This is a genomic window from Rudaea sp. (assembly GCF_057139185.1).
The window spans coordinates 87,622-101,068 of sequence record NZ_DBNHDN010000005.1 but is presented as its reverse complement, the minus strand read 5'-3'; the positions used below and the strand labels follow the sequence as shown (position 1 = coordinate 101,068).

The following is a 13,447-nucleotide window of genomic DNA, read 5'->3' as shown; positions in this document are numbered from 1 at the left end:
TTCCACCGTTCCGCCCCGACCGGAGCCGAACGCGAAACGTCCGCAGCATCAACCACTTGCCAGCGCCTACCGCTCGCCCAACCAGCGCGGCGAGATTTCGGCGCACCCATCCTTCGGCGATGGTTGTCCTTTCACCTAGCACTGCACAAAAACGCCATAGCGCAGCGGGTTTACTGCACTGAAATGGCGATGCATAGCCATTCCTGCGGTTGTTAGTGGAAACGGGGAGAACTGCAAAAGCACACGCAGCTTGGGAAAACGCGATCGAGAAAGGCATCACTTCTGCCCTCCGATGCCCAGCATCGAAAGCACGGAGCCCAATCCCTTGGCCAGGGATTCGCTGCGTTGCTCGTCGGTCATTCGCCGTTCGGGTCTCCAGAACTTGCGTTGCGGCGCTTGCGGCGGCGCAACCGCGCCCGACGTTGCACCCGTTCGACGGCTGCGCGCAGTCTGGATCGCCCAGGCGAACAGATTCTCGATCCCCTGCTTCGCCGCTCCCTCGCGTGCCGTCGCCTCAAGCGCCTCTGGGCTGATCCCTTCGTCGAGTGCGGCCAGCAGGTTCGGATGGCTGGCGTTGACGGCTTTGCATCCTGCTCTCTGCATCAACGCGCACGCGCGCTCTGCCTGGCCGACCTCACCGGGAACAACGGTAGGGAGAGCGTGTGCTTGGTTAGTAATATGCTCTTTAAGCTCTTTCGTACCGTCCCGTACCGTACCGTCAGACGGGACAGAACCGTGACCGTCAAATTGTGTCCCCGTCCTGTCCCTGTCTCCACGTGAATTGTCCCCGTCCTGTCCCCGTCTCCGCGCTCTCCATTTTGCTTTTCTATCAAGGTCTTTCGCGCGCTTTTCCAGCGCTATGAGCACCTGCTCGCAGAGTACCTTGTGATACAAGCGCCCGTCGCTGCACAAGATAAAACCGTGCGTGGCTCGCGCGTGACATCTCATGTAACGTGAGACGGCTCGCGCTGTACCTCCGAGGTACGCGAGCTGCGCGAGAGAGGCGTAATCAGATGGCAAAGAGCCCGCCGGAACCTGATTCCAGGCTGCCCACCAGAGGGTGACGGCGACGCGAAATTCAAAGTCTGACGCGCGCAGTTGAAAGTCGGACGAGAAGAGCCTCCCTCCGAGCAACGGCATGTATTCGAGCTTCCGAAGATCGGCATGCGCAGGCACCAACGGGGCCGGAAGGCTGCGCGCTGAAACCCTGCTTTCTTGCTCGCCGTGGTCTGCCGGCGTATGTTGCGAATGCCGATCATCGTCGGCGGAAACGAATCCCATGCCCTACCCTTTCGTTAGTGCAAGCGATTGATTTACGGGAAAGTTTAGGCCGAAATTCGGTATATTATGTAAAATATAATCAAAGCAACGTCACGCTCAAAATGCCTCGTCCGAACGATATCGCTGTCACGGCATCCCCTAGTCGTCAGCGCACAATTCCGGTCTCCCGACGTCCAGAAGCTGGGCGCCGGTCGGCAGGCCTTCCACCACGCTGCGAACGATGATCGTGCCAGATACACGCGGCCGGACTGACGACATGTTGACGAAGCGTTCTGAGCCCCGGTCCCGCGACCTGTTTGTCCGTGGAAACAAAAATGGGCCACCCGGCCCATTTTTGTTTCCTACTCGGTTTCTGGCGGAGAGAGAGGGATTCGAACCCTCGATAGAGCTTTTGACCCTATACTCCCTTAGCAGGGGAGCCCCTTCGGCCTCTCGGGCATCTCTCCAGAATTTCTTCAGGCACCCCGGCGGCGCATCTGGCTGTTCCTCGTACGCAACCAGACCATGCGGCTGCAAGAGCCGCATAAGATAGCCATTTCAGGCGCTCGGGTAAAGGGCTTCAGGAAGCTGGCGTCGGTGAATTGTCGCCTTGGTCCGAATGTTCGCGTTTGATGCGCTGGAAGATTTCCTCGCGATGGACCGCGACATCCTTCGGTGCGTTGATACCGATGCGGACCTGATTGCCCTTGACGCCGAGAACCGTCACGCTGACCGACTCTCCTATCATCAATGTTTCACCAACGCGACGGGTCAAGATAAGCATAAGAATCTCCTTCAGCCAGTTCGTCGTTCCAAACGACTCAATGCGCAACATCAACCTTGACGGTACGCACACGGCAACGGCTCAAACACTGCGGGATTGACCCCCCGCTCCCCTTGGTGAGGACCAGCTTCCAGCGCGCAATCTTTCAGCAAAGATCGATTGCGCATGGAGTGGTTCTATCAATCGATCGATACTAGCCCACGGCCACCAAGCATGCAATGAATCGGCACTCATCGATCCATTTTATGTAAAAAATTCACAGAAATTTCATTTTTACCCATTGCGGCAACGACTGCAGCGCAATCGCAAGAGCCGCCGTGTCTTCGCCGCCGCCCTGGGCCATGTCGGGGCGGCCACCACCCTTGCCACCGATTTGCGCCGCCACGTGCGCGACGATGTCGCCAGCCTTGACCTTACCCAGCGCATTGCCGCTGACGCCGGCGACGAGGGAAACCTTGCCGTCATTTGCGCCGGCGAGCAGTACGACGCTGTCGCCGAGCTGCTGCTTGAGCTGGTCTACGCTGTCGCGCAATGCTTTGGCGTCGGCACCGCTCAGACGGGCGGCGACGAGCTTGATCCCGCCGATATCCTGTGCGGCGCTGGCAAGGTCACCGGCCGCAGCACTGGCGGCTTTGGCTTTCAAACCATCGAGCTCGCGTTCGAGCTTTTTCTGCCTGTCGAACAGGGACTGCAGCTTGTCGACCAGGTTACCGCCGCTGGCGGACAGCATCTGCGCCATGCGCTCGAGTTGTATTTCCTCATCCTCGACGTATTGGAGTGCGCTGGCGCCGGTGACCGCCTCGATGCGACGGATGCCCGAGGCAACGCCGCCTTCGCTCACGATCTTGAACAGGCCGATGTCGCCGGTCCGGCCGACGTGGGTGCCACCGCAGAGTTCGGTCGAGAAATCGCCCATCCTGAGTACGCGCACCTCGTCGCCGTACTTCTCGCCGAACAACGCCATCGCGCCGAACGCGATCGCTTCGTCGTACTTCATCTGGCGCACGTCGGTGGCGACATTGCGTCGCACCTCGTCGTTGACCAGCGTTTCGATCTTGTGCAGGTCGGCGCGCGACACCGGCGCGTTGTGCGAGAAGTCGAAACGCAGGCGATCGGGGGCGACCAACGAGCCTTTTTGCGCAACATGCTCGCCGAGCACCTGGCGCAGCGCGGCGTGCAGCAGATGCGTGGCCGAATGGTTGAGCACGATCGCCTGGCGGCGTGCGCCGTCGACCTCGCCGCGCAGCACGGTACCGGATTTCAGCGGCTTGCCGCGCCAGCGGCCGGCATGTCCGTGGAAGCTGCCGGCGAGCTTGACCGTATCATTCACGGTGAACCTGCCCTCACCCGCTGTCAGCACGCCGGTGTCGCCCACCTGCCCGCCCGATTCGGCGTAGAACGGCGTGCGGTCGAGGATCAGCGTGGCTTCCTCACCGTCGTTGAGCACGTCGACGGGCTGGTCGCCACACACGATGGCGATGACCTTGAGGCCATCCATCACCAGCGATTCGTAGCCGAGGAAATGTGTCGGCGTGAGCTTCTGCACGAGGTCGGCGGAAAGGCTGGCCTTCGATTCGAACTGGCTCGCCGCGCGCGCCCGTTCGCGTTGTTCGTTCATCGCCGCCTCGAAGCCGGCCATGTCGACGCTCAGGCCACGCTCGCGTGCGATGTCGGCGGTCAGATCGACCGGAAATCCGTAGGTGTCGTAGAGACGGAACGCATCGGCGCCCGGAATCGACTTCTGCGCGTGCGCGGCGACCTCGTCGAACACCTTCATGCCGTTCTCCAGCGTCTCGCTGAAGCGTTCCTCCTCGGCCTTGAGCGCCTTGACGACGATGTCCTTCTTCGCCGCAAGCTCGGGATAGGCGGCGCCCATTTCGACGACGAGTGTATCGACCAGCTTGTGGAAGAACGGTTGCTTCTGGCCCAGCATGTAGCCATGGCGCAGCGCGCGACGAATGATGCGACGCTGCACGTAGCCGCGGCCCTCGTTCGAGGGCAGTACGCCGTCGACGACGAGGAAGCTCGTCGCGCGGATGTGATCGGCGATCACGCGCAGCGACTTGTTCTCGAGATCCGTCGTGCCGGTCAGCTCCGCGGCCTTCTTGATCAGGCGCTGGAACAGATCGATCTCATAGTTCGAATGCACATGCTGGAGCACGGCGGCCAGGCGTTCCAGGCCCATGCCGGTGTCCACGCACGGTGCCGGCAGCTTGGTCAGCGTGCCGTCGGCTGCGCGGTCGAACTGCATGAACACGAGGTTCCAGATCTCGATGAAACGATCACCGTCCTCGCCGGGCGATCCCGGCGGGCCGCCGGCGATGTGTTCGCCGTGGTCGTAGAAGATTTCCGTGCACGGCCCGCACGGGCCGGTGTCGGCCATCTGCCAGAAGTTGTCGGAGGCGTACGGCGCACCCTTGTTGTCGCCGATGCGCACGATGCGTTCGGCCGGAATGCCGATTTCCCGATTCCAGAGGTCGAACGCTTCGTCGTCGGTGTGATAGACCGTGACGAGCAGGCGTTCCTTGGGCAATTTGTATACTTCGGTCAGCAGCTCCCACGCCCAGTGGATTGCTTCCTTCTTGAAATAGTCGCCGAATGACCAGTTGCCGAGCATCTCGAAGAACGTGTGGTGGCGCGCGGTATAGCCGACCGAGTCGAGGTCGTTGTGCTTGCCGCCGGCACGCAGGCAGCGCTGTACGTCGGCCGCGCGCACGTACGGCAGCTTCTCGCTGCCGAGGAAGACGTTCTTGAACTGGACCATGCCCGAGTTCGTGAACAGCAGGGTCGGGTCGTTGCCCGGCACGAGCGGCGCCGAGGGCACGATCGTGTGGCCCTTGGACTTGAAGAAGTCGAGGAAGGTCTGACGGATTTCGGCGCTGGTTTTCATCGGAACGTTTCGACACGAATTCGCTGCGCACGGGAACGTACGCCCAGCGAACACCTCATTCCGAGTCGTCTGCCGTGTCGTCGAACCCTTCCGCGCGGGTGATCATTGTAACAGTTGCGGTGTCGTAGCCGCGACGCAATAGGAACGCCGCGCGCTTGTTGCGTTCGGCAAAATCGGCCGGTTTTCCGGTGCCGTAGCGGCGGCGCAACTGGCGGCGGACGAGTTCGGGCCAGTCGGGCTCCGCGGCATCAATCAGTTCGCGCGCCCTGCCCTCGGCGATGCCGTGCTGGCGCAGTTCGGCGATGATCCAGCGTGCGCCATAGCCGCCTTCGAGGCGCGAGCGGACGAGCATCTCACCGAAGCGCTCGTCGCTCTGGAAATCCTTCGATTGCAGTTGGCGAACGGCGTCGGCGCTTTCGCCGGCATCGAGCCCGCGCCGTTCGAGCTTGGACTTCAGCTCACGCGCGGAGTGTTCGCGGCGCGCCAGCAGGGCGATCGCCTTTTCGTAGGCGCTGCCTTGGTTGGTTTCCGAACGGCGGGCCATTGAGAGGCGCCCCCTCACTCAACCCTCTCCCCCGACTGTGCCGATGGAGAGGGCTCTGGAAGGCTTACTCCGACGCCGCGCGCGACTGGATGCCGCGATAGATCAGGTACGGCTCGGCGTTGCCATTGATGACCGCCTCATCGACAACGACCTTGCTGACGTGTTCCAGCGACGGCAGGTCGTACATCGTGTCGAGCAGCACCGATTCGATGATCGTGCGCAGACCGCGTGCGCCGGTCTTGCGCTTGAGCGCCTTGCGCGCGACGGCGAGCAGTGCGTCGGGGCGGAATTCGAGCTCCGCGCCTTCGATCTCGAACATGCGCTTGAACTGCTTGACGATCGCGTTCTTCGGCTCGGTCAGGATTTTCACCAACGCGGCTTCGTCGAGCTCTTCCAGCGTCGCCACGACCGGCAGACGCCCGACGAACTCGGGAATCAGGCCGAACTTGACCAGATCCTCGGGCTCGACGTCGGCGAGCACCTTGCCGACGTTCGTATGCTTGGCCTTGCTGCGGATCTCGGCGCCGAAACCGATGCCGGTCGATTCCGAGCGCTGCTGGATGACCTTTTCCAGGCCCGCGAACGCGCCGCCGCAGATGAACAGGATGTTCTTCGTGTCGACCTGCAGGAACTCCTGCTGCGGATGTTTGCGTCCGCCCTGCGGCGGCACCGAGGCGATCGTGCCTTCGATGAGCTTGAGCAGCGCCTGCTGCACGCCCTCGCCCGACACGTCGCGCGTGATCGACGGGTTCTCGCTTTTGCGCGAAATCTTGTCGATCTCGTCGATGTAGACGATGCCGGTCTGCGCCTTCTCGACGTCGTAGTCGCACTTCTGCAAGAGCTTCTGGATGATGTTCTCGACGTCTTCGCCGACGTAGCCGGCTTCGGTCAGGGTCGTTGCGTCGGCGATCGTGAACGGCACGTTGAGCAGGCGCGCCAGCGTTTCCGCGAGCAGCGTCTTGCCCGAGCCGGTCGGGCCGATCAGCAGGATGTTCGACTTGGCCAGTTCGACCTCGTCGTTGGCCTTGCGCGATTCCATGCGCTTGTAATGGTTGTAGACGGCGACCGCAAGCGTCTTCTTCGCGCGCGTCTGCCCGATCACGTACTGCTCAAGGACGTCGAGGATTTCCTTGGGCTTGGGCAGGTGGCTGCGCGCGCCAGTGGCCTTTTCCTCGAGTTCCTCGCGGATGATGTCGTTGCACAGCTCGACGCATTCATCGCAGATGAACACGCTCGGGCCCGCGATCAGCTTGCGGACCTCGTGCTGGCTCTTGCCGCAGAACGAGCAGTACAGGATCTTGTTGTTGTCGCCAGAGCGGCTCTGTCGATCGTCACTCATGCCGGGCCCCGGTTCCTTTACAAAGAAATGTCAGTCGAAAGAATAGCATAGGCTGGCCGGATTGCCAGGCAATCCAGCGGATTCGGGTTTGCGCTGGCGGGAGCGACGAATCGCGCTGCCGCGCCCGATTTTCGTCAACGGCGACGGGAGTTTACGCCGTCTTGATCGACTCGACCGGGCGCGATTCGAGCACCGAGTCGATGAGGCCGTAGCTCTTGGCATCATCGGCGCTCATGAAACGGTCGCGCTCCATGTCGCGCTCGATCTGCTCGAGCGTCTGGCCGGTGTGCTTGACGTAGATGTTGTTCAGGCGATTGCGCAGATACAGGATCTCGCGTGCCTGGATCTCGATGTCGGTCGCCTGGCCCTGCGCTCCGCCCGACGGCTGGTGGATCATGATGCGCGAGTTCGGCAGCGCCAGGCGCTTGCCCTTGGCGCCGGCCATCAGCAGCAGCGAGGCCGCGCTGCAGGCCTGGCCCACGCACATCGTGCTGATGTCGCAGCGGACGTACTGCATCGTGTCGTAGATCGCCAACCCCGCGGTGACCACGCCGCCGGGGCTGTTGATGTACAAGTTGATGTCCTTCTCGGGGTTTTCCGATTCGAGAAACAGCAACTGCGCGACGATGACATTGGCCATGTAATCGTCGATCGGACCGACGCAGAACACCACGCGCTCCTTGAGCAGGCGCGAGTAGATGTCGTAGGCGCGCTCACCGCGCGAGGTCTGTTCGACCACCATCGGCACGAGGTTGAGGCTGCGAATCGGTTCGACGGTGGAACTCATGGCGTGCTCCTCGAAGAGAATGCCTTGTTGAAAAGTGCGACCACGGGTGGTCGCTTCTGGATCTGCGCAATCACGGACGGATCGCAAAAATCAGCTCGGACGCATTGCCTCGCCGAAGCTCAGCGCCTGCTCGGTGACCTTGGCGTGATCGGCAATCCAGTCGGCGACCTGATCTTCCATCACGCGGCTCTGCAGTCCGCCCATGAGTTGGGGGTCGCGCTGGTAAAGTTCAACCACACGCTCCGGCTCCTCGTAGGTCGAGGCAAACGACGCCAGCGTTTCGGCGACGCGGCGGTTGTCGAGGCGGATGTCGTTCGCACGCGCAATCTCGCCGACCAACACACCGGCGGCAACACGGCGACGCGCGATTTCAGTGTACGCTTCCGCGCCCGGGGCGCTCTGTCCCTGCTGCTTGGCCTGCTCCTGCGCCTGCTGCGCGAGCATCTGCGCCTCGCGCTCGATCATGCCCCGCGGTAACTCGATTTGCGGATAGGCATCGACGAGTTTGCCGACGACTTCGTTTTTCAGTCGTGCGGAAAGCATGCCCTTGAGTTCACGTTCGAGGTTGGCGCGCACATCGCTGCGGAACTTCTCGATACCGCCTTCGGCAATGCCGAACGCGCGGATGAAGGCCTCGTCGACTTCGGGCAGCTTCGATTCCTGGATGCGGATCAACCTTGCCTCGACCCTGGCATGGCGGCCAGCAAGCATCGGCTCGCGAAAATCGGCTGGGAAATCAACATCGACGTTCACCGTATCGCCCGTGGCATGGCCGATCAGCGCGTCTTCGATGCCGGTCGTCATCGCGCCGGAGCCGATGATCGTGCCGACGCGATCGGCGCCTTCGGCCGGATGGCGGAAGCTGCCGCTCGCATCCGAACCCTGCGCCGAATACTCGAACAGGGCCATGTCGCCGGCCTGCGCGGCGCGCTCGACCGGCGCCCAGTCGCGGCGTTGCGCGCGCAGCGTCTCGATCATCGCGTCGACATCGGCATCGCTCACGCTGGCTGTGGCTTTGTTGATTTCGAGTTGGCTCACGTCGATGGCCCCGACTTCAGGCAGCACTTCGAAGCGGGCCGTGTATTCGATCTGACCGTCGCTGGGCTGGCCCGTGGTGTCGATCTCGGGCGCCATCGCCGGACGCAGATTCTCCTTGCCCACCGCTTCGTTGAAGCTGTTGCGGATCAGCTCGGAAATGGCTTCGCCGCGCACCTGCGGGCCGAAGCGCTGCTCGATCACCTTGGGCGGAATCTTGCCGGGGCGGAAGCCCTTCAGGCGCACGCTGCGCGCGACTTCGGCAAGGCGCGCCTTGACCTGTGATTCGTATTGGTCGGCAGGAACGCGGATGGTGAGTTTGCGTTCGAGTTTGCCCAGGTTTTCGACGGAGACTTGCATACAAATCCTCAGTTTTTCCACCGCCACGAAACGAGCGGTTTCTATTGAAAAGTGCGGCCAGTAATGGTCGCTTTTTGATTCTCGCGATCACGGATGATCGCACAGGTTAAGTGTGCGAACGGAGAGACTCGAACTCTCACGGGTTGCCCCGCTGGAACCTAAATCCAGTGCGTCTACCAGTTCCGCCACGTTCGCCCGGCTTCTATCCAATGGTGCACGAGGCGCGAAGGCCGTCGGCTCGGTCGTCGTCAGCATATTCTGAAGATTGTGGCCGAAGCCGAAGCGCGCACCGTGGATGGCGCCTATGATCGCCGATTCGCTTCGGGGGGAAAAGTGGTGGGCCGTCTAGGATTCGAACCTAGGACCAAGAGATTAAGAGTCTCCTGCTCTACCAACTGAGCTAACGGCCCCCCGTTTCAACCATATGATGCTGTCGCGCGCAGCGCGACGATCACTCCCCTTTCCTCTGGCGGGATGAGGGTGCGGGGTGAGGGTACCCCCGCAAAAACGACCTGCCCGAAAAACTGGGGTGGATGATGGGACTCGAACCCACGACAACCGGAATCACAATCCGGTACTCTAACCAACTGAGCTACACCCACCACCGAGCCGGTGATTGTAGCGCATTTCGCGGGTCGATTTACAACAATCGCCCCATCAACTTCTTGCACTGGCGCGCCCGGAGGGAATCGAACCCCCAACCCCGGACTTAGAAGGTCCGTGCTCTATCCGGTTGAGCTACGGGCGCATCCGGGCAGTGTAGCGCTTCCCGCCCCGCCGAAATCCAGACATCGGAAATCAGGAGCGGAGACGAGTCGTGGAAAATTGCCGCGAGCGGCGCTTTTCCAAACTCATCAGTGGTCGGGGCAGAGGGATTCGAACTCTCGACATCCAGCTCCCAAAGCTGGCGCTCTACCAGGCTGAGCTATGCCCCGACGCTTGCGCAGCGCGCCTTGCAAGGGCGTGCATGGTAAGAGCGCGCGGCGATCGAGTCAACGCATGGCCTCGGCCGCAGCGGCGCAAGGGGGAACGTTGGTCAACCTGCCGTGCCCGATCGTTTGCGCGCCGCAGTCGATCAGAAGTTCCTGAGGCCATACGCATGGCACTCGCCGAAGCCCTGCGCTAGCATCGTGGCCGTTTTCAGAAGTGGAGCGGGATAATGAACATTCAAGGCAAGCGGATCGCGGTCACTGGCGCGGCCGGCAGCCTCGGCGCTGCGATCGTACGCGCGGCCCTCGATGCGGGAGCCGTGGTTGCGGCTATCGACCATGCATCGTCTTTCGCCCTGGATTCGAAGAATCTGCATGAGTTCGGCGGTGTCGATCTGTCTTCGTCCGCTGCCACGGAAGAAACGTTCAACGCGGTGGGTGAAAAACTCGGTGGTCTCGACGCGCTGGTCAATGTCGCCGGCACGTTCCGCTGGGAGAAAGTCGAAGGCGGCAAGCTCGCGACCTGGGACCTGCTGTTCAACGTCAACCTGCGCACCGCGGTCGCCTCCTGCATGGCTGCCCTGCCGCTGCTCAAGCAAGGCCAATCGGGCCGCATCATCAATATCGGAGCGGCCGGTGCGGTCAAGGCTGGCGCGGGCATGGGCGCGTACGCCGCGTCGAAGGCCGGCGTGTTCAAGTTGACCGAGTCGCTGGCCGAGGAACTCAAGGATCAAGGCATCACCGTCAACTCGATCCTGCCGACCACGATCGACACGCCGGCCAACCGCATGGACATGCCCGATGCGGATTTCTCGCGCTGGGTGAAACCCGCGCAGATTGCCGACGTCATCCTGTTTCTGCTCTCGGATCAGGCACAGGCCGTCACAGGCGCGCTGATCCCCATCGCGGGTCGCACCTGATTGTCACAAAGGACGATGTCGCCCGCGCGTCGTGGCAGCTAGAGTAAAGCATCGAATTTTCCCCCGTACTTTTCCCTTCCCCTCGTTACCAGGACTTTCATGGCCCCGCCCACCCTCCCTCCCGGCGTTGCGATCAACGCCCCGCTGCATTCCCGTTTCGACGAAATTCTGACCCACGATGCGCTGGGGTTTGCGGCCAAGCTGCATCGGGCCTTCGAGCCGCGCCGCCAGGAACTGCTCAAGGCCCGTATCGCGCGCCAGGCACGCTTCGACGCCGGCGAGATGCCGGACTTCCTGCCCGAGACGAAACACGTGCGCGACGGCGACTGGAAGATCGCGCCGCTGCCGAAGGCGCTCGTATGCCGCCGCGTCGAGATCACCGGTCCGGTCGAACGCAAGATGATCATCAATGCGTTCAACTCGGGCGCGGACTCGTACATGACCGACTTCGAGGACTCGAACAGCCCGAACTGGTTCAACCAGATCCAGGGCCAGGTCAATCTGTACGATGCGATCCGCGGCACGATCAGCCATACCAACGAAGCCGGCAAGGTCTACAAGCTCAACGACAAGATCGCGACCTTGCAGATCCGTCCGCGCGGCTGGCATCTCGACGAAAAGCATGTGACCGTCGACGGCCAGCGCATCTCCGGCGGCATCTTCGATTTCGCGCTCGTCTTCTTCCACAACGCGAAAGAGCAGATTGCGCGCGGCTTCGGCCCGTTCTACTACCTGCCGAAGCTGGAAAGTCATCTCGAGGCGCGGCTGTGGAACGACATCTTCGTTCTGGCGCAGAAGGAACTCGGCATTGCGCAGGGCTCGATCAAGGCGACCGTGCTGCTCGAAACCATCCTCGCCACGTTCGAGATGGAGGAAATCCTCTACGAACTGCGCGAGCACTCGGCCGGCCTCAACGCCGGACGCTGGGACTACATCTTCAGCGCGATCAAGAAATTCAGGAACAAGCCGGGCTTCTGCCTCGCCAACCGCGCAGCGATCAACATGGAAGTGCCGTTCATGCGCGCCTACGCGCTCGCACTCGTGCAGGCCTGCCACAAGCGCGGCGCGCCGGCGATCGGCGGCATGGCCGCGCTGATTCCGATCAAGGGCGACACGGCCGCGAACGAGAAAGCGCTCGCCGGCGTGCGCCACGACAAGAAGCGCGATGCGAATGACGGTTTCGACGGCGGCTGGATCGCGCATCCGGGTCTCGTGCAGATCGCGATGGAGGAATTCGTCGCCGTGCTTGGCGATCGCCCCAATCAGTGGGGCAGGCAACGCGACGAGAAAATCGCCGCCGCCGATTTCCTCAATTTCGTGCCCGAGGCGCCGATCACCGAAGCGGGTCTGCGCAACAACATCAATGTCGGCATTCACTACCTCGGCAGTTGGCTCGCCGGCAACGGCTGCGTGCCGATCCACAACCTCATGGAGGACGCCGCGACCGCGGAGATTTCGCGCTCGCAGGTCTGGCAATGGGTGGTCAGCGACAAGGGCGTGCTCGACGACGGGCGCAAGGTCGACGCAGCGCTCGTGCGCACGTTGATTCCGGAGGAACTGGCCAAGGTCAAGGCGACCGTCATGGCGCAGGGCGAGAAGGTCGATACCTACGAACAGGCCGCGAAGATTTTCGAGGAGATGGCGCTGTCGAAGAACTTCCCCGAATTCCTGACCCTGCCGCTCTACGAAGCGATGGCATAGCACTTCGTCATTCCGGCTTTCGCCGGGATGACGAGCAAGGTCTACTTGCGGTTGCTAGGCTTTATCGTCCGCCGTATCGATGATGCGGTAGTTGCCGGACTTCTCTTCTCGTTCGAGCTTGAGAAGTCCACGCTTCCTGCCTTCTTCGAGCAGCGCACCGAACGACTTGAAGCCGTAGTAGCTTTCGTTGAACCCCGGATTGCGGCGTTTCACCGCCTGCTTGACCATCGAACCCCAGATCGTTTCGCCTTCGTCACGCTCCTCGATCAGTGCATCGATCGTTTCGACCACGAGATCGAGCGCCTCCTGTCTTTTCACCGCTTCGCGATCCTGCGCGGCTGCCGGTGCCGCGGCTTTCGCCGCTTTCTCTTCGGTCTTCTTCCTTGGTGCCTGCGTCTGGCGCTTCTTCTGCACACGCACCAGATCGTCGTAGTAGATGAATTCGTCGCAGTTGGCGATCAGCAGTTCCGAGGTCGAGTTCTTCACGCCGACGCCGATCACGAGCTTGTTGTTCTCGCGCAGCTTGCTGACCAGCGGCGAGAAATCCGAATCGCCGCTGAGGATGACGAAGGTGTCGACGTGGGCCTTGGTGTAGCACAGGTCGAGCGCATCGACGACCATGCGGATGTCCGCCGAATTCTTGCCCGACTGGCTGACGTGCGGCACCTCGATCAACTCGAACGAGGCGTAGTGCATCGCCGGGCGGAATTCCTTGTAGCGCTCCCAGTCGCAGTACGCCTTCTTCACCACGATGCTGCCCTTGAGCAGCAGGCGCTCGAGCACCTTGGTGATGTCGAACTTCTCGTACTTCGCCTCGCGCACGCCGAGCGCGAGGTTCTCGAAGTCGCAGAACAGTGCGAGATTGCGAGTTTCTGTCTGCATGGCGTTCTCCGCGAAT

At 62.0% G+C, this 13,447-nt stretch carries 10 protein-coding genes and 6 tRNA genes; 2 read left to right on the top strand and 14 right to left on the bottom strand.

Annotated elements, in window-relative coordinates:
• Positions 1-276: 276 nt before the first annotated feature.
• The 13 genes from AC16HO_RS01235 to AC16HO_RS01175 form a co-directional block, all read right to left on the bottom strand.
• Positions 277-1,281 (bottom strand): hypothetical protein, encoded by a 1,005-nt coding sequence (locus AC16HO_RS01235; RefSeq protein WP_395644126.1) that lies wholly within the window; start codon positions 1,279-1,281, stop codon positions 277-279.
• A 353-nt stretch (positions 1,282-1,634) separates the two neighbouring features.
• Positions 1,635-1,727, bottom strand: a tRNA-Ser gene (locus AC16HO_RS01230).
• 113 nt (positions 1,728-1,840) lie between these two features.
• Entirely contained in the window at positions 1,841-2,044 is a 204-nt protein-coding gene (csrA, locus tag AC16HO_RS01225; RefSeq protein WP_395644125.1) for a carbon storage regulator CsrA, read from the bottom strand.
• Between the two features lie 256 nt (positions 2,045-2,300).
• Positions 2,301-4,934, bottom strand: coding sequence for an alanine--tRNA ligase (gene alaS, locus AC16HO_RS01220; RefSeq protein ID WP_395644124.1), 2,634 nt, complete (start codon positions 4,932-4,934; stop codon positions 2,301-2,303).
• 55 nt (positions 4,935-4,989) lie between these two features.
• Positions 4,990-5,478, bottom strand: coding sequence for a regulatory protein RecX (locus AC16HO_RS01215; protein ID WP_395644123.1), 489 nt, complete (start codon positions 5,476-5,478; stop codon positions 4,990-4,992).
• 64 nt (positions 5,479-5,542) lie between these two features.
• Positions 5,543-6,817 (bottom strand): ATP-dependent Clp protease ATP-binding subunit ClpX, encoded by a 1,275-nt coding sequence (clpX, locus tag AC16HO_RS01210; protein WP_395644122.1) that lies wholly within the window; start codon positions 6,815-6,817, stop codon positions 5,543-5,545.
• 151 nt (positions 6,818-6,968) lie between these two features.
• Positions 6,969-7,604 carry an ATP-dependent Clp endopeptidase proteolytic subunit ClpP gene (clpP, locus tag AC16HO_RS01205; protein ID WP_395644121.1) on the bottom strand — a complete coding sequence of 212 codons (636 nt, stop codon included), beginning with the start codon at positions 7,602-7,604 and terminating at the stop codon, positions 6,969-6,971.
• Positions 7,605-7,694: 90 nt separating this feature from the next.
• Complete coding sequence (gene tig / locus AC16HO_RS01200) at positions 7,695-8,999, bottom strand: trigger factor (RefSeq protein ID WP_395644120.1); 1,305 nt, start codon at positions 8,997-8,999, stop codon at positions 7,695-7,697.
• Between the two features lie 113 nt (positions 9,000-9,112).
• A tRNA-Leu gene (locus tag AC16HO_RS01195) sits at positions 9,113-9,194 on the bottom strand.
• A 139-nt stretch (positions 9,195-9,333) separates the two neighbouring features.
• Positions 9,334-9,409, bottom strand: a tRNA-Lys gene (locus AC16HO_RS01190).
• 115 nt (positions 9,410-9,524) lie between these two features.
• Positions 9,525-9,601 (bottom strand) — tRNA-His (locus AC16HO_RS01185).
• A gap of 69 nt (positions 9,602-9,670) precedes the next feature.
• Positions 9,671-9,747, bottom strand: a tRNA-Arg gene (locus AC16HO_RS01180).
• A 110-nt stretch (positions 9,748-9,857) separates the two neighbouring features.
• A tRNA-Pro gene (locus AC16HO_RS01175) sits at positions 9,858-9,934 on the bottom strand.
• Positions 9,935-10,158: 224 nt separating this feature from the next.
• On the opposite strand from AC16HO_RS01175, the gene AC16HO_RS01170 reads away from it, so the two are divergent.
• Both AC16HO_RS01170 and aceB read left to right on the top strand, forming a co-directional pair.
• On the top strand, positions 10,159-10,848 hold the full coding sequence (locus tag AC16HO_RS01170) for an SDR family oxidoreductase (protein ID WP_395644119.1): 690 nt from the start codon (positions 10,159-10,161) through the stop codon (positions 10,846-10,848).
• Positions 10,849-10,947: 99 nt separating this feature from the next.
• Entirely contained in the window at positions 10,948-12,549 is a 1,602-nt protein-coding gene (gene aceB / locus AC16HO_RS01165) for a malate synthase A (RefSeq protein WP_395644118.1), read from the top strand.
• A 54-nt stretch (positions 12,550-12,603) separates the two neighbouring features.
• On the opposite strand, the gene AC16HO_RS01160 is transcribed toward aceB, so the two are convergent.
• Entirely contained in the window at positions 12,604-13,431 is an 828-nt protein-coding gene (locus AC16HO_RS01160) for an NYN domain-containing protein (protein WP_395644117.1), read from the bottom strand.
• Positions 13,432-13,447 lie beyond the last annotated feature (16 nt).